The sequence below is a fragment of the Ursidibacter arcticus genome (assembly GCF_009761375.1).
Taxonomy (GTDB): Bacteria; Pseudomonadota; Gammaproteobacteria; order Enterobacterales; family Pasteurellaceae; genus Ursidibacter; species Ursidibacter arcticus.
In genome coordinates, this window is record NZ_LEKM01000112.1 from 1 (window position 1) to 21,260 (window position 21,260).

The window sequence follows — 21,260 nt, forward strand, 5'->3', positions numbered from 1 at the left end:
GACGTTGTCAATAATCTGAGGTAATTTAATACCTTTATCTTGTTCATCATCGCAATATCAATTTATACAATATATGCTCAACTTAAAACAAACATTAGCTGAGTTTTCCCTTGCACAGAAAACTCGTTTTACTGAAAGTCCAATTGATGTTGTTGGACTACTCCACGAACGCAGTGATTTCTATGACGACATCTTGCAAAAGTTATGGAAAAAATATGGTTTTCACGAGCGATCTGATTTAGCTTTAGTCGCAGTAGGTGGATATGGCAGGCGTGAAATGTTTCCATTATCTGATTTGGATATTTTAGTATTAGCTGAACAGACATTAGATGAGCCTACTCAACAAAAATTAAATGAGTTATTTAATTTATTGTGGGATTGTAAATTACAGTTAGGAACAAGTATCCGAACTTTAGCTGAATGTATCTCTATTGGTAAAAGCGAAATTTCCGTTGCAACCAATATGCTAGAAAGCCGTTTTATTATTGGGAATGTTAAACTTTGGCAACAACTGTTTGAACAACTTCACGCACCTGATTTTTGGGCTATTTCTGATTTTTTCTACGCAAAAATGGCTGAGAAACAAGCTCGTTACGAACGTTATCACAATACAAGCTACAATCTTGAGCCTGATTTAAAACATAGCCCTGGTGGATTGCGTGATCTCCATTTACTCTCGTGGATAATGCTCCGCCAATATGGTGTTTATCGTTTAGAACATCTACTAGAAAAAGGAATCTTATATCCTGAAGAATATCAAGAATTACAACAGGCTGAAAAAGTATTGTTCCGAATGCGTTTCGCTTTGCACTTACAGCTTAAACGTTACGACAACCGCTTGCGTTTCGATCGACAGCTACAACTAAGCGATCAGTTAGGTTATCAAGGTGAAGGCAATCAGCCTGTTGAAGCAATGATGAAAACCTTTTTCCAAGCAACACAGTCTATTTCTCAGCTTAGTCAGTTATTATTAGATAGTTTTGAACAAGAGCATCTTCATACCTCAAAAATGTTGCAAAAAAATGTAGAGAAACAACCGCTTGATCACGCATTTATTCTACAAAATAGTTCTATTTATTGCATAGATCCTGCCTGTTTTATACAAACACCACATACTATACTGGAGCTTTTCTTACATCTTACTCAATATCCACAAGCCACTATTGATACCCATACGTTACGTCAATTACGTCTTTCCTTACGCAAATTACAACGTCCATTAAGTGAAGATCCATTAGCAAGACAAGGATTTATCAAGCTATTTCAGCAACCTAATATGGTAAAACGAGCTATCGTACCAATGCATCAGTTTGGCGTACTTTCAGCTTATTTACCCCAATGGAAAAGTATTGAAGGTTTAATGCAATTTGATATGTTCCATATTTATACCGTTGATGAACATACTATTCGTGTAATGTTGAAACTAGAGAGTTTTTTAGATAACCGAAACCAAGAAAATCACCCACTTTGTTGCGAATTATTACCCGCCTTACCAAATTTACCATTGCTCTATTTTTCGGCGTTATTTCACGATATTGCGAAAGGTCGAGAAGGCGATCACGCAGTAGAAGGTGCAATAGATATGCGTCAATTTGCCGAACAGCACAACTTTAGCCTATCCGATACTGATTATATGGTGTGGCTTGTGGCAGAACATTTGACGATGTCAATTACCGCACAACGCCGAGATATTCACGATCCTGAAGTCGTCAAAGCATTTGCAAAAATTGTTGGTAATCAAACCGCTCTTTCCGCATTAACTTGCCTAACTGTTGCTGATATTTGTGCAACGAATGAATCATTATGGAATGACTGGAAGCGGTCACTTTTTCGTAAACTTTTTCAATTTACTCAAGAACAACTGGCGATTGGTAATGAACAATCTATTGATTATCAAAAAATTGAAATGGAACATCGCCAACAAGCTCTTGCACAATTGACTCAACAACGGAGCTTAACGGAGACGGAACATCAACAACTTATCGCATTTTGGCAAACTTGTCCGAATAGCTATTTTATCCGCAATAGCCCGACACAGCTTGTCTGGCACGCAGAGCGTTATTTGCATCATTCAAAGTTACCAATGGTTCTTGTCAGTAACCAATATGCACGAGGAGCAACGGAAATTTTTGTGCATTGTGATGATCAACCACAATTATTTGCCAGAATTGCACATACACTAAGCCAGAAAAAAATCAGCATTCACGATGCTCAAATTATTACGGGAGAAAATGGGCGAGTGTTGGATAGTTTTATTATCACTGAAAGTAACGGTAAACCTTTAAGTGATGAGCGTAGTTACGACATTCATCAAGCATTGATAAAGACATTAACTCAAACTGAGCAAAAGCCGTTAAAATTAGCTAAAAAACCGATTAAACATCAATCGTTTAAACGTAAAACGAAAATCCGTTTTTTAGCTAATTCTCAGAAAAATCATACCGCTTTTGAGCTTTTTACCTTAGATCGAGAAGGTCTTTTGGCTCAAATTGGTAATATTTTCAACCAACGCTCGCTAAATTTAGTTAATGCAAAAATCACAACGATAGGTGAACGAGTAGAAGATTTTTTTGTTGTAACTAATTCACAAGGAAAAGCACTTGATGAGATGGAAAAAGCTCAATTAAAACAACAATTATTAGATGAATTGACTAAATAATTTGCTATATTAGGAATAAGAAATTTATCTCTATGTTTCTACTTCAATTATACTAATACAGATTCTTTAATAGGACAGCATAATGAAAAAACTAACTAAACTCCTTTCTCTCTCTACTTTCATAGCACTTGCAGGCTGTAACTCTATCTATGATGCCCCTACAGAAGTGGCGAAACCAGAAATTGCGATTTCTCACAACGATCCACAATGGCAGCAACATTTATCACAATTACAACAAATTAAAGGCTATTCAGCCAAAGGGCAATTTGGCTATATTTCGCCTGAAGAGCGTTTTTCCTCGCATTTTGATTGGCAATATAAAACGCCAACGAATTTTGGGCTGACGATGTCATCAAATCTTTCAAGTAAATCGTTAAAATTGCAACGTAATCAATTTGGAATGACCGTTTCAGATAGCGAGGGGCGCAGCCGTACTGAATCCGATATCAATTTGCTAATGAAAGAAATTATCGGTGTATCTTTCCCTATCGATCAATTTGCTTACTGGGTTAAAGGTCAGCCTGAAAAACATTCTAACTATATTGTGAATGAAAAACGCCAGCTATCGCAATTTGACTACCCTGTTAATGGCACAGTTTGGAAAGCCACTTTTGTTGAATATCACGAAGATCGCCAACCTAATCTGCCTAAGCTAATTGTGCTTGAAAATGGTAAACAGACCCTAAAAATTCGTATTGATAACTGGGCTTACTAATGACCGAACGTTTTTCTTTTCCTAGTCCAGCTAAACTCAATTTATTTTTATATATCACGAGCAAGCGGGCAGATGGCTATCACGAATTGCAAACGCTATTTCAGTTTTTAGATTTTGGTGATGATATTGAGATTGAGATCAACCGAGATCCTGAAATTATTCTCACCGAAACACTTGAGAACGTACCTATTGAGCAGAATTTAATTTATCGAGCTGCAAAACTTTTACAACAACAGACCGCTTGTTCTCTTGGGGCAAAAATCCGCCTAACCAAGCGATTACCAATGGGCGGAGGTGTCGGTGGTGGATCATCAAATGCCGCCACTGTTTTAGTCGCACTAAATCAATTATGGCAAACAGGGCTATCCCTAGAGCAACTGGCAGATATTGGTCTATCTCTTGGTGCTGACGTGCCGATTTTTGTGCGAGGTTTTGCTGCTTTTGCTGAAGGTGTGGGTGAAAAACTGACGCAATGCCAACCTATTGAAAAATGGTATGTGGTGCTAAAACCTGATGTTTCTATTTCAACAGCCTTGATTTTTCAGCACCCAGACTTACCCCGAAATACACCAAAACGGAGTTTAACGGAATTATTAACAACAAATTGGGCAAACGATTGCGAAAAAGTTGTTCGAGATCATTATTCAGAGGTTGATGATCTACTCGCTTGGTTGGTACAATACGCACCATCTCGGCTAACTGGCACAGGTGCTTGTGTATTCGCCGAGTTTGATAGTAAAGAAGAAGCATTAAAGGTTTTTGCACTGAAACCAAAGCATATTGAAGGCTTTGTGGCAAAAGGGCAGAACATTTCTCCTTTACACCAAAAACTGAATTTATTTCCTAACGCTTAATTTATAACCTAGAGGTTCCCCAACAATGCCTGATATTAAACTCTTCGCAGGAAACGCTACACCAGAATTAGCAAAACGAATTGCTGAACGTCTTTATATTTCCCTTGGCGACGCAACCGTTGGTCGTTTTAGTGACGGAGAAATCCAAGTACAAATCAATGAAAATGTGCGTGGTGGGGATATTTTTATTGTGCAATCAACCTGTGCACCAACTAACGATAATTTAATGGAACTTGTGGTAATGGTTGATGCTCTTCGTCGTGCATCGGCAGGGCGTATTACGGCTGTTATTCCATACTTTGGTTATGCTCGACAAGATCGTCGTGTTCGTTCGGCTCGTGTGCCGATTACCGCTAAAGTCGTTGCTGATTTCCTATCAAGTGTTGGTGTGGATCGCGTATTAACTTGCGATTTACACGCTGAACAAATTCAAGGTTTCTTTGATGTTCCTGTGGATAACGTATTTGGTTCACCTGTTCTACTTGATGATATTTTGAAAAAAACCGATCTTGTGAATCCAATCGTGGTATCTCCTGATATTGGTGGTGTTGTTCGTGCAAGAGCGGTCGCTAAATTATTAAATGATGCAGATATGGCAATCATTGACAAACGTCGTCCAAAAGCGAATGTTTCACAAGTAATGCACATTATTGGTGATGTTGCTGAACGTGATTGTATCTTAGTTGATGATATGATCGATACTGGTGGCACGCTAGTGAAAGCGGCAGAAGCATTAAAAGAACGTGGTGCAAGACGTGTATTTGCCTATGCAACTCACGCAGTATTCTCAGGTGCAGCGGCAAAAAATCTTGCAAATGATGCTTTAGATGAGATTGTGATTACCGATACTATTCCACTTTCAGCGGAAATTCGTGCTTTAAATAAAGTACGCGTATTAACTCTTTCAGGAATGCTTGCTGAAGCAATTCGCCGTATTAGCAACGAAGAGTCTATTTCGGCAATGTTTAGTCACTAATTGTTATTATTTAGCCCAGTCAAATGATTGGGCTTTTTTACATCAAGCGGTCAGATAGCGAGAATTTTTTGCAAATGATTTATCCCTTAATTCGTAAAGCCCTGTTTGCAATGGACGCAGAACAGGCACACCATTTTTCCATTAAAGCCTTAAAGCTGTTAGGCTATCTTCCAAACTGCCATAAGTTACCTGATAATCCTGTTAATGTGATGGGATTAACCTTTAAAAATCCGATTGGCTTAGCGGCAGGTGCTGATAAAAATGGAGAAGCAATAGATGGCTTTGCTCAATTAGGTTTTGGATTTATTGAAGTGGGAACGGTTACACCTGTTGCACAAGATGGAAATCCACGTCCACGCCAATTTCGTTTACTTGATGCCGAAGGTATTATTAACCGTAATGGTTTCAATAACTTAGGTGTTGATGTACTCGTTGAGAATGTTAAAAAAGCAAAATATAACGGCATATTAGGGATTAACATAGGTAAAAATGCGACAACACCTATTGAAAATAGCCTTGATGATTATCTTATCTGTTTACGCAAGGTATATTCTTATGCAAGCTATGTTACCGTAAATATCTCATCGCCGAATACCAAGAACCTACGTTCTCTGCAATACGGTGAAGCTCTTGATGATTTACTGCAAGCCTTAAAAGCAGAACAACAGGCTCTTTCGCAAAAAAATGGTTGCTATAAACCGCTTGTATTGAAAATTGCACCTGACTTGAATAATGATGAAATAGCTTCAGTTGCTGATAGTCTTGTTAGACACAAAATTGATGGGGTAATTGCAGGAAATACGACGTTATCTCGTGAAAGCGTAGTGGGTTTACCCAATGCGGAGCAGCAAGGTGGACTAAGTGGAAAACCACTTTGTCAATTAAGTACTCAAGTGATCCGCCAACTTAGCCAAGAACTACAAGGAAAGCTCCCAATTATCGGTAGTGGAGGCATTCATTCAATTACATCGGGACAAGAAAAAATTGACGCTGGAGCAAGCCTATTACAACTTTATTCTGCGATGGTTTATCAAGGGCCTAAATTGATTGAGCAATTAGTGAGAAATATACGTTTAAGCAATTAAGCTAACAATCTGAGCAGCTATAACTGGTGTAATGGACAAAATGGGTGCTAAAAAGTGGGTTAAAGCCTTATAGTACACGATATTATGTAGCAGTTGCAGAATCCCCCTCGCCCGCTTGCGGGAGAGGGAAAGATTTGGTGTAATGGACGAGAATTAGGTCGTTACCACTGGAAACGTACACCAATTTGAGCAGTGTAATTTTCTCTACCATTTCGATGGCTAAATACTTTATTACTTCCACCTAATGCTCGGCTATATTTTGCTTCTCCATATAAGGCTAAGGTTTTGTCTCTACTTAATGCCACATTTCCTCCTAAAGCGACATCAAACTGAGTAGCATTATAACGTTCTGTTACGCTACTCTGCCCAATCTTCACTGTTGTTTCCGCTGGCGTTAAATCTTGAACAAGATTTGTCGATAAATACAGTTGATTATTTGTTATATGCATCCCTACACGACCTTGTACACTTATGTTGTCATCAGCTTTCACTTTACGGACACCATCATTTACACTGCCCAATGTAAGATACTGAGCTTTTAATTGTACTTGTGGTTCAATTCGCCATTGTGGGTTTAATGAATAAGAACGACCTACTTCAACGCTCACACCTGCTCCAAAACCACTTTGGAGAGCTGTTTGTGTGCTAAAGTACTTATTCTCTAACCACGACAAATTCGCCACAACATCTAAGTAGCTATTGTCGTTACCATAATAAGTATGGTAAGCCCCTAAAGAAAATGCTTTTGTTTTACCTTTACCGACCGCTTTATCCGTAGTAATTATTCCATTTTCTGCTCGGAATTTGTCGTAGAATTGGTTATTTGCCCAACTATGGCCAAACATTAAACCTTGACGGGCATAACCTGAGTCAAATTCTTTAACAGCAACATCTTGCCCAACTTGAACTAAGCCTTGATTGCTTGATACACCAAAACGGTTTTTACCCTGCAATACTCCTTCGCTAAAACGAGTTCTGCCCCAACTATTTAGAGTCTCTGCTGGTTTACCTACATTTTGTAATTGCTGTTCACCAACACGTTCGTATAAACGACCTAACTGTGCTAAACCAATTTCTCGGTTGATAAAGTTAGTTTGCACATAACCCGCCACCGTTTTAGCATAAATACTCGGAGCCGTAATTTGTGGCATTGTTGAATTTGGTTGAGGAACCACTGGGTTAGATTGTGCTGCTTGACTTGGTTTTGGTATTGCTGGGCTTGGTTGCACAGGAGATGGTTGCGGTACGACTGGGGTTGCTGGTTGTGGCATTACTGGAGTGACTTGTGCATTTAACACCCAAGTATATTCCGTTGCACTACCATTTTCTCGGCGTGCAAGTTGAGCTTCTTCAGCACCTTGTGTATTAGCAGTGCCTGTAAAGACTACTTTTCCTTCATCGCCTTGTTCAACAATAACAACAGGTTTCGACCAACCGCCATTTTTTTCGACACTGCTACGAATGACATCGCCAGCAATTACATCTTTCACTTCAACTTTCGTGGTACCAGACGCTTTACCTTTAATAATTAGCTGATCATTTTCTTGTACATCGGGGTTATTCCATTTACTATCCACTCGCAGTTTTGAGTTTTCACCGCCTACATAATCGCCATACAGGGTTAAAGTTTGTGCAGGATCACGACTGCCTTCAGTAAGGTCAAAAATGCCATTATTAAGGGTTTGGTTATATTTTATGTCTCCAGAAGATTTGGTAGGGTCAAGAGATAAAATGCCATTGTTTGTAAATTGTTCGGCTATAATATTAGAACTAATAGAACCAAGCTGATCAACTAAAATTATTTTACCTTGCTCACCTAAAGTAAACTTATTCCAGTTGAACATCCTATTAGCGTTGGGTTCCCAATCTCCCAAATTCTTTATTCTTACTTCTTGGTTAATTTTGAGATGGTTATTTCTCATAACTAAATCATTACCAAAACTTATATATCCAGACCCCACAGTTATCATAGTTTCATCTGAAATATCTGTGCCATTTTCTAACTCCACTGTATTATTGCTAGTATATACGTCTATGAGAGACGACAGTTTACTACCTTTTAATGACTTCAAATGGAAAGAACCATTATCAGGATATATAAAAATATTTCCATTAATAGTTCCTGCATTTTCAATGTATACATTCTCAATACCATCTATAGTTACGTTGGTACCAATTATTCCTGTATTCTTAATTTTTGCAGCTTTACCCTTGAATATACTAAATCCAGAAACATCAGTAATTTCAAATAATGCATTTTCACCAATATTTTCAATAAAATATTCAGTTTCGTTCTTTCCGTTAATCACAAAACCAAGTTCAGAATTTATATTTAATTTAAGTTTACCTTTATTTTTTAATGTAAACTTTTTACTCACTTCGGTAAATACCGGTGTACCTCCAGCTAGAATATACGCCTCTATAGCCCCCGTATTTTCTACTTTCAGAGTTTCAGTACCTTCAGGAGATTGAAATAGCCCAACAGCACCATATTGAAGATTTCCTCCGACAATATGTGCTGAATTGCTTATTTCAACATTTTTAAATCCTTCGCCATATGAATAAATAGTTGAAATATGCTCTTTATTATTTGTAGAGGAAACATCTACTTTCACAGTACTAGTATCTTCATCTCTAATAATTTTACGAGTACAACCATCACCACAGCTATCGGTTGTTGTTATAGGATTTGCATAAAGTGATTGGGCTTGAAGGGAAAGAAGTGTGATGGCAACGATTGTCGCTGCGAGAGATAATTTCGATGTGTTTATAACAACACATCCTTTTTCTTCAGTGCTTGCTTGCTTGCTTGCTTGCTTGCTTGCTTGCTTGCTTGCTTGCTTGCTTGCTTGCTAGAAAGTGTAAATTCATAAAACTAAATCTCCTAAATAAAAATGCAAAATAATACGTTCAATTTCAGACTGATGGCAAAGATTTTATATTTAATAAACGAACACACTCTATTCTACACAACAAAATAGTTTATTTTCCAATTAATTATAACTTTATTTGGAAAAATGTACTGAGTTCGTCCAAATGAAAAAAACTTTGTCAACAATCTGAATTTTTAAATATTTGAACGCAGTCAAATTATATTCCTAAATAGGTAAATATAGTATTAGATTTACACAAACCATTCGAAAAATAAAAAGCTAAACCCGATACTATATCGAATTTAGCTTTACTTTAATGTTAAATATGTAAATATATCTTTAAATTTATTTTAAAAATCCAATTAAAGCGGTAATTGCACCTAAGTTAATTAAATCAACAAAGAAAGCACCAACAAGCGGTACGATTAAGAATGCTTTATGCGAAGGACCGAAAGTTTCTGTTACGGATTGCATATTCGCCACTGCGGTTGGTGTTGCACCTAAGCCGAAGCCACAATGCCCTGCGGATAGTACGGCAGCATCATAAGTTTTACCCATCACACGATAAGTCACGAAATAAGCATATAAGATCATTACCACCGTTTGAACTAACAAGATAATGAGCATTGAGCTTGCTAAACCTGATAATTCCCATAATTTAATACTCATTAACGCAATCGCTAGGAATAAACTCAATGAAGCGTTACCAAATACATCAATCGCACGATCAAACATATCGAATTTAAATACCAGTGTTAATACATTACGCAATAACACTCCAAATCCTAACGCCCAAACAAACTGAGGTAATCCACTATTTGGGAAGAGATCTTTCATTACTGAAGAAAAGGCTAAACAAGCTGCAAATAATGCGGTTGTTTCAATCACTGAGGTTGCGGTAATTAAACGAACATTATCAATATCTTCAAAAGTATCGCCACCATATTTCTCAGTAGAATCAACTTTTGCTGATTGCGGTTTAACTGGAGAAATTTTCATATTATTTACTAGACGGCGAGCCACAGGGCCGCCAATTAGCCCCCCTGCAACTAAACCAAATGTAGCGGATGCCATCGCCATTTCTACTGCACCCGTAATATTATATTTTTCTGCAAAAATAGTCCCCCAAGTCGCCCCTGTTCCGTGACCACCAGTTAGGGTAATTGAACCTGTTAATAACCCCATCAAAGGATCAAGCCCTAATGCAGTCGCTAACGTTACTCCAACAGCATTTTGAATCAGAATAAAAACACTCACTACAATTAAGAAAACCACTAAAGGTTTACCACCTTGTTTCAATCGAGAGAAATCGGCTGAAAGCCCAATTGATGAGAAGAAAACGAGCATAAATGCTGTTTGTAATGAAGATTCAAATTGGAAAGTAATTCCTAAGAAATGATAACAACAGAAAATTCCAAATGCCGCAATTAAACCACCTGCAACAGCCTCTGGTATGTTGAAATCTTGTAAAAATTTAATTTTGCTGACTAAAACACGTCCAATTAACAACACAAGAGTTGCAGCAATTAGCGTGTGGTATCCATTTAACACAATAGATTGCATAATGCTTTCCTATAACTTATATTGATGAAAGCGACTAATTCTATAAGAATTACTAATACCTGTCAAAATTGCCCCCTTTAGTGAGTAAAAAATCTCTATAATCTAGTCGCTAGTTTTCTCATTTCTTTGAGTTAGATCGCATTTTTTATCATTTAGGTTTGTTAGAATAAGCCCAGTTTATTTTTAATTGTGAGGCTATATGAGCGAAATTGCATTAACTGTTAGCCTATTATCTTTAGTCGCTATATTAGGGCTATGGATTGGGCATATTAAAGTTCGAGGTGTTAGTCTAGGCATAGGAGGCGTATTATTTGGAGGGATAATCGTTTCTCACTTTATGACACAATTTGGGATAAAACTTGACCCACATACACTTCATTTTATCCAAGAATTTGGACTTATCCTATTCGTTTACACCATTGGTATTCAAGTCGGCCCTGGGTTCTTCGCATCACTTCGCCAATCGGGGCTGAAATTAAACGGCTTTGCACTATTGATTGTTGCAATCAGCGGTCTGCTAGTTGTTTTATTACATAAATTATTTGATGTACCACTTCCTGTTATTTTAGGTATTTTCTCTGGAGCAGTAACCAATACTCCATCACTTGGGGCTGGGCAACAAGTGTTATCCGAATTAGGCAGTGATACCACCGTAATGGGTATGGGCTATGCTATTGCTTATCCATTCGGTATTGTAGGTATTTTATTGGCTATGTGGGTTATTCGTATCCTATTCAAAATAAATGTAGATAAAGAAGCTGACGACTTTGACCGTACGCAGAATAACAAGAAAGAAGGGCTAAGCACCTTAAATGTTCGGGTCACCAATCCCAACCTTAATGGTTTAACATTAAAACAATTCCCTGATTTTGATTTACACGATGTGGTTTATTCTCGCTTAAAACGAGGAGATGATCTCTTTGTACCTAAAGTTGATACACAAATTTATGTAGGCGATATTCTACATATGGTAGGAGAAAAAGCTGTTCTAAACAAAATGCATCTGATTATTGGGGAAATGGTTGATACATCAGTTTCTACAAAAGGAACGCACTTTCGTAGCGAACGAGCAGTTGTTACCAATGAAAAAGTCTTTGGTAAAAAAATTCGTCAATTAATGCTGAAAGGTAAATATGATGTGGTCATCTCTCGCCTTAATCGTGCGGGGATAGAACTTATCCCTACGGGTGAAATGACACTCCAATTTGGTGATGTGCTTAATTTAGTCGGTCGCCAAGAGGATATTGAAGCTGTAATGGCAATTATCGGTAATGCTCAACAAAAATTACAACAAGTACAGATGTTACCTATCTTTATTGGTATTGGGCTAGGGGTTTTACTGGGTTCTATCCCAATCTATATTCCAGGTTTTCCTGTTGCGCTTAAATTAGGCTTAGCAGGCGGTCCATTAGTGGTAGCCTTGATTTTAGCTCGTATTGGAAGTATTCGTAAACTCTATTGGTTTATGCCCCCTAGTGCAAATCTTGCACTAAGAGAAATCGGTATTGTGTTATTTCTTGCCGTTGTTGGCTGGAAAGCAGGTGGTAATTTCTTAAATACCTTACTCAGTAATGATGGTTTAGCTTGGATCGGATACGGAGCACTCATCACGTTTATTCCGTTAATTGTGACAGGCGTTATCGCTCGTATTTATGGCAAGTTGAATTACCTTACACTCTGTGGCTTACTCGCTGGCTCAATGACCGATCCTCCAGCACTTGCTTTTGCTAATGCAATTAAAGATGGAAACGGTGCAGCTTCACTCTCTTATGCTACAGTCTATCCATTAGTGATGTTCTGTCGAATTATTTTGCCACAATTACTGGCAATTATATTATGGGGTGTAGGCTAAATTGCCTAACCCCAAATAACCAAAGCGGTATGATTCTGTAAATTTTTTGCAAAACCATACCGCTTAGTCGTTTTATAATTAGTCTAATATTACTTAAACACAGCCCAAACGGGTGCGTGATCGGACGGTTTTTCCATTGTGCGAATTTCAAGATCAATACCTGTTTCCACACATCTTTCCGCCAAAGATTGTGTCGCTAGCACCAAATCAATGCGTAAGCCACGATTATCTTCAATCCCTTTTGAGCGATAATCAAACCACGAGAATTTATCATCCGCATTTGGGTTCATTACTCGGAAAGTATCGACTAAACCATAAGAATGTAAACGCCCTAACCATTCACGCTCTTCAGGTAAAAACGAACATTTACCATCACGCAACCAACGTTTACGGTTTTGCTCGCCAATACCAATATCCAAATCTGTTGGACTGATATTCATATCCCCCATTATGATAATTGGGTTTTCTGGGTTTAGTTCTGTTTCTAAATAGTGCTGTAAATCTGCATAGAATTTTTCTTTTGCAGGGAATTTTGTTTCGTGGCTACGGTTTTCGCCTTGTGGGAAATAACCGTTTAACACCGTTAATACCCCAAATGGCGTTTCAATATCCGCCATAATCATTCGTTTTTGTGCATCAGCATCATCTGTTGGAAAGCCTTTTCTCACAGCAAGTGGCTTTTCTTTAGTCAGTAATGCTACGCCATAATGCCCCTTTTGCCCGTGATGAAAAACGTGATACCCCAAATGTGAAACTAAATCATAAGGGAAATCTTCATCTGCGACTTTAATTTCTTGTAAACCGATAACATCAGGTTGATGTTTTGCAATCAGTGCTTCTAACTGGTGTGGTCTGGCCCGCAAACCATTGATATTAAATGAGATAAATTTCATTATTTGTCCTTTTCCGCCTGTGTAAAGCGGTCTATTTTAGTGATTTTTTTGCAAAGCTACTCTACCGCTTTAAAATTGATGATTCCATTTTCCGTATAATCATTTACATCATCTTCATCTTGCACTATTGGGGTTGTTGGAATTTCTGCTTTGTCAAAAGCAATATCGCCTTCAATACCTTCGAGTACAGCACCACGCTGAATATTTTTGAAATCAAACAATTTAGGATCACATAAATGAGAAGGGGTTACATTCTGCAAAGCACTAAACATTGTTTCAATTCTACCTGGATATTGACGATCCCACATTTGTAGCATTTCTTTAACGACTTGACGCTGTAAATTTGGTTGAGAACCGCATAAATTACAAGGAATAATCGGAAATTCTTTAGCCTGAGCGTATTTTTCAATATCTTTTTCTTTACAGTACGCTAGAGGGCGAATCACAATTTGTTTGCCATCATCACTAATCAATTTAGGCGGCATACTTTTTAATTTACCACCGTAAAACATATTCAGAAATAAGGTTTCTAACATATCATCACGATGATGCCCTAATGCGATTTTAGTCGCACCAAGTTCTGTGGCAGTACGGTATAAAATCCCTCTACGCAAGCGAGAGCAAAGCGAACAAGTTGTCTTCCCTTCGGGGATTTTCTCTTTCACAATGCCATAAGTATTTTCTTCGACAATTTTATATTCCACGCCAATGCTATTTAAGTATTCAGGCAAAATATGCTCTGGAAAACCTGGCTGTTTTTGGTCTAAATTCACTGCGACAATATCAAAATGAATCGGTGCATTAATTTTTAAATTCAGCAAAATATCCAATAACGTATAGCTATCTTTACCGCCAGACAAACAAACCATTACCTTATCGCCATCTTCGATCATATTAAAATCAGCAATCGCATTGCCAACATTACGGCGTAAACGTTTTTGTAATTTATTTAAGTTATATGCAATTTTTTTCTCTTTTTGCGTGTTTTGTTGCGACTCTTGGTTCATAATGTGAAAAATTTTGTGTTGAGATATTCATAATTTGAAAAGCTCAACATAGTAAACGTTTCTTAGGCTTTTTCAAGTTTTTCACTCATTTAGGACAGAATAATGACAACTCAACGCATAATTATTGGGATTAGTGGTGCAAGTGGCTTTCAATATGGCTTTAAAGCCTTGCAATTATTAAGCCAAATTCCCCATATTGAAACGCATTTGGTGATGTCTAAAGGGGCGGAACTCACTCGCCAATATGAAACGCAGATTTCCGCCGAATCAGTGCTTGAGCTAGCTGACGTAGTTCATCACAGTGAAAATGTGGCTGCGAGTATTTCAAGCGGTTCATTCAAAACGTTGGGAATGTTGGTTGCACCTTGTTCAATGCGAACTTTAGCTTCCATCGCTCACGGGTTTAGCGACAACCTACTCTCTCGTGCGGCTGATGTTGTCTTAAAAGAACGCCGAAAATTAGTGTTAATGGTTCGAGAAACCCCATTACATCTCACCCATTTAGATAATATGCGAAAAGTGACAGAAATGGGCGGTATTATTTTCCCCCCTGTTCCAGCCTTATATCATCAACCACAAAGTGTTGATGAAATTATTACCCATAGCGTTAGTCGAGCGTTAGATCAATTTGATTTATCTATTGATATGCCCCGTTGGGAAGGGAAATAAGAAAAATTAGGTACAAATTATGCAAAAAATCCCACCGCTTATTACAGAGTTTATCCAACAACAGCATATTGTTAGTTTAGCCTGCCAACATTTAGGGGAAATTTGGTGTGCCAACTGTTTTTATGTGTTTGATGACGAGCTTTCTCGTCTCATTATTTTCACGAATCAAACCACACAACACGGAAAATTGATGTTAGCGAATCCCCAAATTGCAGGCACGATTAGTCGTCATACCGAGAATATTCGAGAAATCGAAGGTATTCAATTTAGGGCAACAGCTCAACTGTTAGAGGATAAATTAGAAAAGCAACAAGCAATTTTAGCTTATACCGCTAAATTCCCCGTTGCTAAATTGATGAAAAGTGATGTGTGGGAAATCCGCCTAGATTTTATCAAACACACCACAAATAAATTGATGTTTGCTCAAAAAACGATTTGGCAGCGAGAATTTACCTAAGGGTTATTCGCAATAATGACTGCTCGTTTGGGGGCTGGATAACCTTCGATTGTTTTAGAATGGTTGTTCGGGTCTAAAAAGTCGATTAAAGACTCATTTTCCAACCAATCAGTTTTGCGTTGTTCTTCCAATGTTGTTACTGCTTCATCAACACAACGTACATTTTTAAAGCCAACTTTTTCCAACCAATTGATTAAAGCTGCCACAGACGGAATAAAATAGACATTTTTCATTTTGGCATAACGGTCTGCTGGCACAAGCACATCATTTACCCCACCATCGATCACTAACGTTTCTAACACCAATTCCCCACCTTTTACAAGTTGATTTTTGAGTTGTGAAAGATGGTCTAGGGGCGATTTGCGATGATATAGAACGCCCATTGAGAATACGGTATCAAAAGCGTGTAGCGGTTGCATTTGTTCTATGCCGAGTGGAATTAAATTTGCTCGTCTATCGTTATTTAGCAGTTTTCTGACCGCTTCAAACTGGCATAAAAACAGCTCTGTTGGGTCGATCCCAACGACCATTTTTGCACCTTCGCCCACCATTCGCCACATATGATAACCACTTCCGCAGCCAACATCTAAAATAGTGCGGTCTTTCAGTGGTGATAAATGGGGTAAAACACGATCCCATTTAAAATCAGAACGCCACTCACAGTCGATATGTACACCATATAAATGATATGGTCCTTTACGCCAAGGCATAAGCTGTTTGAGATGATAAACTAAGTGTTGAGTTTCCCCTTCACTTAATGGTGAGGCTAGTTTTGCCTCAACCTTTTCTCGCAAATCAATTTCAGCAGAATAATCGGGTAAAAAACTCACAATTTTTGCCCATTTCGCATAATCCCCGTGAGCTTGTTTCTTCCATTGTTTTAGTTGTAAAGGAAGTGTTTCAAGCCAAGCTGAAAGTGAAGTGGTTGCAATTTGTTGATAAAAAGGGCGAAAATCGATCATAAATTTCTAAAATACTGTATGTAAAGGAATAAAAGCGGTGGGATTCTAACGAAAATTTGCAAATCCTGCAAAATAAAAAAGGGCTAGTGGTTAGCTAGCCAAATATTTATGAATAAAATTTTGGTGTTTTATTTGGAATCGCTGTTATCCCTAACAAAACCTCCCGATTCTAAAAAAAAAAAAATAAAACGCAACTAAATTTACAAAAGAGATGAGTTATTCCTATCTTAAAAATACACACCACTAAATTGGCAGACGAAGTGGGAATATGGAAACTACATAATAAATAGAATTGGATAATCGTAGGGCAAAAAAGGCTAGTATTCAACTAGCCAAGTGTTATTTGCATTAGGAATTTTACCTATTAGAATTAGAATCAGTAAAACTTCCCTAGTGTAAAAAAAAAAAAATGATTGCAACTAAATTTACAAAAATTAATACAAAATATTCAAGAAAAGTAATTACTATTCAAATAGAAGGATATATACGATTGAAAAATAGAAAGAAAGATACGATTGAAAAATAAGAATAAAAAAAAGGACTAGTGGTAAGCTAGCCCTAAAGCTTTTTATGAATAATTTCTAATGAATAATTTTTTATGATGCTCTACAAACTTCATAAACCAATTGATGCTTGCAAAACTTCCCTAGTGTAAAAAAAAAAAAAATGATTGCAACTAAATTTACATAAAATCAAAAAATATTTTATAACACTCGAATAAGCCCTTCTTGCTGGTAACTCACTAATAATTTACCTGTTTTATCAAAAACCTCACCACGCGTAAGCCCTCTAGCCCCAAAAGCATTGGGGCTTGTGAGTGAGAAAAATAGCCCATCATTCCAATTTATCGGGCGATGAAACCAAATGCTGTGGTCAATAGTGGCAATTTTCAGACCTTGTTGCATAAAGCCACATTCGTGGGGGTGTAACATCGTTAAGATACAGTGGAAATCACTGAAATAAGCCAATAAACATTGATGTAAGCGATGATTATCGACGGGAACAACTCCGTTTGTTTTTACCCAAAGTTCTTGTTTTGGCGGAAGTTTATGCCCATTAAAAGGGTCATTAGGGTATTTTATTCGTACATCAAATGGGCGTTCTGCAGAAAATTTTTCTCTCAATGGTGAAGGTAACATCAACGCTAAAGATTGAATTAAATCATTTTCTGAATAAAAACTTTCAACATCAAAATGTGACATTGTAACTTGATGTTCAAAACCACTTTCTTGATTCTGAAAAGATGCCATTACACGACAAATAATCTCATTATGCTGTTTGGCATTGACAGTTACTAGCGTAAAATTATTCCCTTCTCGCAAAATTTCCGTTTCATAGATGATAGGGTATGCAGCATCTCCAGCTCTGACAAAATAAGTATGGCAAGAATGTAGCTCTCGTCCATTTTCTACTACCTGCATTGCAGCCATTAATGACTGAGCAACAACTTGTCCGCCAAATACTTGGGGGAAGCCTAAGTCTTCACTTTCTCCACGAAAAAGACCATCGTCTAAACGCTCTAACGTCAATAGTTGCATAAGGTGCGAAAGTGCTGAATGCGTTGTTGGTATAGTCATAGTAGCTCCTAGGATATGAAAAAGTGAATATTATTACTGTAAGCGGTTTTAGGTATTTTTGCAAAAAATTAACGCAATCAAACCGCTTATTTTGCTTTTTTCTTGTATTTGCAAAGATAAAAAACTATAATCCCAGTCCTTGCATCGTTAGATGTAATCCAATGGGGCGTTTTTGGTTCCTCGCAATGGTGTTCAGTTTACTTGGTCAGGTTCGGAAGAAAGCAGCCAGAATTGAAATTTCTGTGTGCCGAGATTTAGCTGAAAACGCCCCACCTTTTTTCTCTTTATTTAGTATATTCTCTGTTCTTCCTGATTAAACATTTTTTTCTCGCCTTTTCCATATAGTGTTTGGTAATAAAAATCATAAGCCAACACGTTTTGAACATAACCTCTCGTTTCTAAAAATGGAATTGTTGCAATAAATTCATCCATTGCCAATTTGCCGTCTGCACGCTGCAGCCACCGCTCTACTCGACTTGCCCCCGCATTGTAAGCGGCTGCAATTAAAATACGATTATTCGGGTATTTTTCATTTAATTCCGCTAAATGTGCCGTACCTAACATAATATTCTGAAAAGGCTCAAATAGTTCTCTCTCATTACTATATGGTAACTCTGCATTATTCGCTGTTGCTTTTGCGGTACTTGGCAATAACTGCATTAAGCCCATCGCATTAGCGTGAGAGCGAGCTTGGAAATTCCAAGCACTTTCTTGTCTGGCAATCGCCATTGCAAAACTTTGTGGAATTTTTTTATTCGCTAAATTGATCTCAAACCAATCAGCATAAGCATTTGGCAAGCGTAGGTTAATGTAATCCCACGCTTTCGCTTGAATCGTACCTTCCACCGCCAAATCAAACCACTCTTGTTGAGTCGCATACTGTGTTAATGCCAGTTTTTCGTCAAAACTCACCGCTTTAAGTAGCTCTACCCACGCGAGTTTTGCTGAACCAAAGCGTGCTAACTCTCGTAATTCCGCAATACGATCTAAAGGTGCTTTGAATGTAGCATACTGTGTTTCAGTAAGACTTGGATTAGTTGGTAACGTTAATTTATAAGGTTGATTTAGCTGATTAGCCGCTAACATTGGGTAAAAGCCACGCTCTTGAGCTAATTTTCCCAACAGCTTTTGTTGCTCTTGAGTAGGCTCTGTTTTTGCCTGCCAATAACGCCACTCTTGTTTGCTTTTAGCCTCATCAGACAATAACGCCAACCAAGGTTTTAGCTCCACTTTTTGTAGAATAGCTAAACGTAAACGGCGTTCAGTTAAACTATCCACCTTGAGTTCCTGCAACTGCTCATCTCGCCAAAGTTGGAAAATCGGATCATTATGATCGAATAATCGACTAATAAAACTGACCTTCCATTCTTTTAGTTCATCAATAGTGAGTTGATATTTTTCTGCCCATTGTTGATACATTTCGAAACTAGGTTGTTCTTGCTGCTCTGATAATGTGCGAATAAATTTAGGAAAGTAATCAAGTACAATGGTTTTATTCCACTGATCAAGCGGTTGGTTTTGTATAAACATTGGCAAATAGCTAACATTATCAAGTAAATTTTTAACATCATTAAACCAGCTTGATAATTCTTGCTTTGAATAATTTAAAGATAAATATGCTAAGCCTTGTTTTGCATTTTGTTTAAATAATCCAACCGCTTGGCTCTTAATTTTTTCATCGGTTAAAAAACCTTGATCTCGCCAAAAAGCGGCTATTCCATTACATTCTGAAGGGAGCTTGTCATTATTCTTCCAATAGTTTGGCTCAATTTCAGGGCTATTTACCCAAAATTCATCGAATTTCTGTAATAACAGGGCTAACTCAGGCGAATTGGAACTACTATTTGTTGCCTGCTCAGCCTCTGGATTTGGTGCGATTTTCTCTGCCAATAATTGATACTGTGCAGAAAACAACCGACAATGATTTTGCAATGTTTGTGCAGGGTTACGCTCTGCATACGCAATCAGCTCTGCAAATTTTTGTTGTTGGTAATAATGCTCAAAAATATGTTGTGAAAGTTGATTACGTTTCGCAATTTCAGGGTATTTTTGGCTAAATTGAACAGTCCAATCAATTCGATTTTGTCCCTCATTTGCTCCGTCACTTAATATTTTGGCTTTGAAGAAAAGCCAATCTATCTCTTCCTGTAAGGGATAGTTTCTATCGACCAATTTTTCAGCGAGTGCTAATGTTTGGGCTGATACCTTGCCCTGTTTAATCGCAGCTTGTAATAACGATTCTACAATCAAAAAATTTTCACGCTGTTTGCGTAATTGCTGTTGTTGCACTTTCTGTTCTGCTAACCATTGTTGTTTATCTTGTACGATTTTTTCTGGGGTCGATACCTGATTTACATTCGCCGCCATTGTCACGGCTGATGTTAGCCATAATGCTAGAAATGTTTTTTGCCACATTATTTTATCCTCTCTACAACTATTGAATAGTCTTAGAATACAAAAACCGCTTGAAGTTGCTCCAAGCGGTCTGTTTTATACAATTTTTTGCAAATTATTCGTCCATTACAACTTTTGCAATGTAATCTAAATTACGATAGCGTTGTGCGTAGTCAATACCATAGCCTACAATAAATTCATCAGGAATAGCAAAACCAATCCACTCCACTGGTACATCAACCTCTCGGCGAGATGGTTTGTCTAATAAGGTACAAATGGCAACAGAACGTGGCTCTCGTAATTTTAAAATATCACGCACTTTATTAAGGGTAAAACCTGTATCAATAATATCTTCGACAATTAATACATCTTTACCGTTAATTTCTCCATCTAAATCTTTCAGAATTTTTACATCACGACTAGATTCCGTCCCCGTTCCATAACTTGATGCCGTTAAGAAATCAACTTCAACAGGTAAATTTAACTGACGAACAAGATCCGCCATAAACATAAACGAACCGCGCAAAAGCCCAACAACGACAAGGCTTTCACAATGATTATGCTGATAATAATGGTTAATTTCTTTGGCTAATTCAGCAATACGTTGCTGTACTTCTTGAGTAGTAATAAGTGTTTCGATGTGATGTTTTTTCATAATCTTAGCTTCTTTTATCGAAAAAAAAAACCTAATTCAAGAGAATTAGACAGACTGATGACAAACCCC

16 protein-coding genes, 1 other RNA gene and 1 pseudogene are annotated in these 21,260 nt (G+C 37.6%); 9 read left to right on the forward strand and 9 right to left on the reverse strand.

The genetic code is table 11. The features are described 5' to 3' along the window. Positions 1-73 precede the first annotated feature (73 nt). The 5 genes from glnD (at position 74) to pyrD (ending at position 6,289) form a co-directional block, all read left to right on the forward strand. Positions 74-2,659, forward strand: coding sequence for a bifunctional uridylyltransferase/uridylyl-removing protein GlnD (gene glnD / locus A1D25_RS03200; RefSeq protein ID WP_157394258.1), 2,586 nt, complete (start codon positions 74-76; stop codon positions 2,657-2,659). Between the two features lie 82 nt (positions 2,660-2,741). Beyond that, on the forward strand, positions 2,742-3,374 hold the full coding sequence (gene lolB / locus A1D25_RS03205; RefSeq protein WP_157394259.1) for a lipoprotein insertase outer membrane protein LolB: 633 nt from the start codon (positions 2,742-2,744) through the stop codon (positions 3,372-3,374). After that, a complete protein-coding gene (ispE, locus tag A1D25_RS03210; RefSeq protein WP_157394260.1) occupies positions 3,374-4,228 on the forward strand; it encodes a 4-(cytidine 5'-diphospho)-2-C-methyl-D-erythritol kinase in 855 nt (284 codons plus the stop codon). The genes lolB and ispE overlap by 1 nt, the downstream gene beginning before the upstream one ends. Before the next feature lie 25 nt (positions 4,229-4,253). Then, on the forward strand, positions 4,254-5,204 hold the full coding sequence (locus A1D25_RS03215) for a ribose-phosphate pyrophosphokinase (RefSeq protein WP_157394261.1): 951 nt from the start codon (positions 4,254-4,256) through the stop codon (positions 5,202-5,204). A gap of 77 nt (positions 5,205-5,281) precedes the next feature. Next, positions 5,282-6,289 carry a quinone-dependent dihydroorotate dehydrogenase gene (pyrD, locus tag A1D25_RS03220; protein WP_157394272.1) on the forward strand — a complete coding sequence of 336 codons (1,008 nt, stop codon included), beginning with the start codon at positions 5,282-5,284 and terminating at the stop codon, positions 6,287-6,289. A 161-nt stretch (positions 6,290-6,450) separates the two neighbouring features. Here the strand turns inward: pyrD and A1D25_RS03225 are convergent, their stop codons facing one another. From A1D25_RS03225 to gltS, 3 genes and pseudogenes are all read right to left on the reverse strand, one after another. Further along, positions 6,451-8,904: an autotransporter outer membrane beta-barrel domain-containing protein gene (locus A1D25_RS03225; protein ID WP_157394262.1), complete on the reverse strand. Its 2,454-nt coding sequence runs from the start codon at positions 8,902-8,904 to the stop codon at positions 6,451-6,453. A gap of 152 nt (positions 8,905-9,056) precedes the next feature. After that, positions 9,057-9,146, reverse strand: a pseudogene (locus tag A1D25_RS11250) (adhesin); the annotation flags it as partial. A 361-nt stretch (positions 9,147-9,507) separates the two neighbouring features. Continuing rightward, a complete protein-coding gene (gene gltS, locus A1D25_RS03230; RefSeq protein ID WP_157394263.1) occupies positions 9,508-10,725 on the reverse strand; it encodes a sodium/glutamate symporter in 1,218 nt (405 codons plus the stop codon). Between the two features lie 199 nt (positions 10,726-10,924). Between gltS and A1D25_RS03235 the strand changes: the two genes are divergently transcribed. Continuing rightward, complete coding sequence (locus A1D25_RS03235) at positions 10,925-12,577, forward strand: putative transporter (protein WP_157394264.1); 1,653 nt, start codon at positions 10,925-10,927, stop codon at positions 12,575-12,577. 89 nt (positions 12,578-12,666) lie between these two features. On the opposite strand, the gene xthA is transcribed toward A1D25_RS03235, so the two are convergent. Together xthA and ttcA are read right to left on the reverse strand one after the other, a co-directional pair. Continuing rightward, positions 12,667-13,470, reverse strand: coding sequence for an exodeoxyribonuclease III (gene xthA / locus A1D25_RS03240; RefSeq protein WP_157394265.1), 804 nt, complete (start codon positions 13,468-13,470; stop codon positions 12,667-12,669). 56 nt (positions 13,471-13,526) lie between these two features. After that, positions 13,527-14,477 carry a tRNA 2-thiocytidine(32) synthetase TtcA gene (gene ttcA, locus A1D25_RS03245; RefSeq protein ID WP_157394266.1) on the reverse strand — a complete coding sequence of 317 codons (951 nt, stop codon included), beginning with the start codon at positions 14,475-14,477 and terminating at the stop codon, positions 13,527-13,529. Positions 14,478-14,579: 102 nt separating this feature from the next. Here ttcA and A1D25_RS03250 point away from each other — a divergent pair, with 102 nt between their 5' ends. Beyond that, positions 14,580-15,146, forward strand: a complete 567-nt coding sequence (locus A1D25_RS03250; protein WP_157394267.1) for a UbiX family flavin prenyltransferase — start codon at positions 14,580-14,582, stop codon at positions 15,144-15,146. Positions 15,147-15,165: 19 nt separating this feature from the next. Next, positions 15,166-15,603 (forward strand): PNPOx family protein, encoded by a 438-nt coding sequence (locus A1D25_RS03255; RefSeq protein WP_420825101.1) that lies wholly within the window; start codon positions 15,166-15,168, stop codon positions 15,601-15,603. On the opposite strand, the gene cmoB is transcribed toward A1D25_RS03255, so the two are convergent. Beyond that, positions 15,600-16,565, reverse strand: coding sequence for a tRNA 5-methoxyuridine(34)/uridine 5-oxyacetic acid(34) synthase CmoB (cmoB, locus tag A1D25_RS03260; protein WP_157394268.1), 966 nt, complete (start codon positions 16,563-16,565; stop codon positions 15,600-15,602). The genes A1D25_RS03255 and cmoB overlap by 4 nt on opposite strands. Before the next feature lie 704 nt (positions 16,566-17,269). Further along, positions 17,270-18,142 (reverse strand): acyl-CoA thioesterase, encoded by an 873-nt coding sequence (locus A1D25_RS03265; RefSeq protein WP_157394269.1) that lies wholly within the window; start codon positions 18,140-18,142, stop codon positions 17,270-17,272. Between the two features lie 170 nt (positions 18,143-18,312). Here A1D25_RS03265 and ffs point away from each other — a divergent pair. After that, an RNA gene (gene ffs, locus A1D25_RS03270) (signal recognition particle sRNA small type) lies at positions 18,313-18,409 on the forward strand. Between the two features lie 21 nt (positions 18,410-18,430). Here ffs and A1D25_RS03275 read toward each other — a convergent pair. Both A1D25_RS03275 and hpt read right to left on the reverse strand, forming a co-directional pair. Next, the gene (locus tag A1D25_RS03275) at positions 18,431-20,557 is read right to left on the reverse strand and encodes a transglycosylase SLT domain-containing protein (protein ID WP_157394270.1); all 2,127 of its coding nucleotides are present in this window, start codon (positions 20,555-20,557) and stop codon (positions 18,431-18,433) included. A 94-nt stretch (positions 20,558-20,651) separates the two neighbouring features. Continuing rightward, positions 20,652-21,191 (reverse strand): hypoxanthine phosphoribosyltransferase, encoded by a 540-nt coding sequence (gene hpt, locus A1D25_RS03280; RefSeq protein ID WP_157394271.1) that lies wholly within the window; start codon positions 21,189-21,191, stop codon positions 20,652-20,654. Positions 21,192-21,260 lie beyond the last annotated feature (69 nt).